The organism is Paenibacillus sp. PL91, from assembly GCF_012935325.2.
Classification (GTDB): Bacteria; Bacillota; Bacilli; order Paenibacillales; family Paenibacillaceae; genus Pristimantibacillus.
On sequence record NZ_JABBYG020000068.1, the window covers coordinates 1 to 1,196 of the forward strand.

The following is a 1,196-nucleotide window of genomic DNA, read 5'->3' on the forward strand; positions in this document are numbered from 1 at the left end:
TTGGACTGAGGCCGTTTAGTTTTGCTTGTAATCGTTCGTTATTGTAAAAATGAATGTAGGCTTCAATGTCCCTCTTAAGCTCCTCAAAAGTATGGTACGTGTGCAAATAATACTTTTCACATTTCAAGGTCCCCCAGAAAGATTCCATTGGACCGTTATCGATGCAGCGCCCAACCCGGGACATACTCTGAATCATTCTGTTTCCATCTAAGAGCTTCTTAAATCCTAAGGAAGTGTATTGGTAGCCTCGATCGCTATGAAGCATAGGGCTGCTTTCTGGAGCTGCTTGCATGGCGAGTTTCAACGTCTGGAATACAAGGGGATTGTTATTGGAACGCCCTAATACGTACGAGACAATGGATTTATCATGGAGATCGAGAATAGCGCTCAAATACGCTTTCTGGCCGTGGCCATACTTGAATTCTGTTACATCGGTGAGCCATTTTTCATTCGGAGCATCGGCATGGAATTTACGGTTTAGCAGGTTCTCCGCCACCTGCTGTGGTGTGGCATTCGTGTACTTCTTTTTCTTTCTCCGGATAACGGACTGGATTTCCATTACCTCCATTAACCGCTTTACGCGCTTGTGGTTAATGGTTTTTCCGGTTTGTTTTCGCATATGCAAGGTTAATTGGCGGTATCCAAAGGTGCGCTCCACTTTCTCATAGATGGTCATCATCACCTGGATCAACTGCTCATTTTCCTGCTCACGAGAACTGGGTTTACGATTTAGCCATTTGTAATAGCTTGAGCGTGCAATTCCTGCAATTTCGCATAGAAGTTGAATGCTAATTGACGCATCCTTTTGAAGTGTTTGGATGGCAAGGTAAATCGTTTCCTGCCGTGTTAGATTTAGCGTCGCCTTCTTTCGAGTTCCTCTAACTTTTTTAAGAATGCATTTTCCGCCCGAAGTCGCTCAATTTCGTGCTCCATCTGCTTCATCTTGAGTTTCTGTTGGTCGGCCTCCGTTAACTCTTCCGGGGCTTTCTTTCTCCCTCGGCCATCCTTTAGCGCATCCTGACCGCCACCTTCGAACTTCTTCACCCATTGGTATACTTGCTGGTAGGAGACCTGAAACTGTCCCGCTGTCTCCTGGTAATCATGTTGATTGATCAGACAATACTGGACAATCTCGATCCTTTCTTGCCAAGTCGTAGAGCGACCTATTGTCATAGCTTTTGTTTCCCCTTTATAGG

At 45.2% G+C, this 1,196-nt stretch carries 2 protein-coding genes; both read right to left on the minus strand.

Features of this window, described 5'->3' with window-relative positions; translation table 11 throughout:
* On the minus strand, positions 1-895 hold an 895-nt coding region (locus HI950_RS35375; RefSeq protein ID WP_169091771.1), incomplete at its 3' end, for an IS3 family transposase.
* A partial coding sequence (locus HI950_RS35380; RefSeq protein WP_223285705.1) for a helix-turn-helix domain-containing protein occupies positions 853-1,196 on the minus strand: 344 nt, incomplete at its 5' end. The genes HI950_RS35375 and HI950_RS35380, both read right to left, overlap by 43 nt.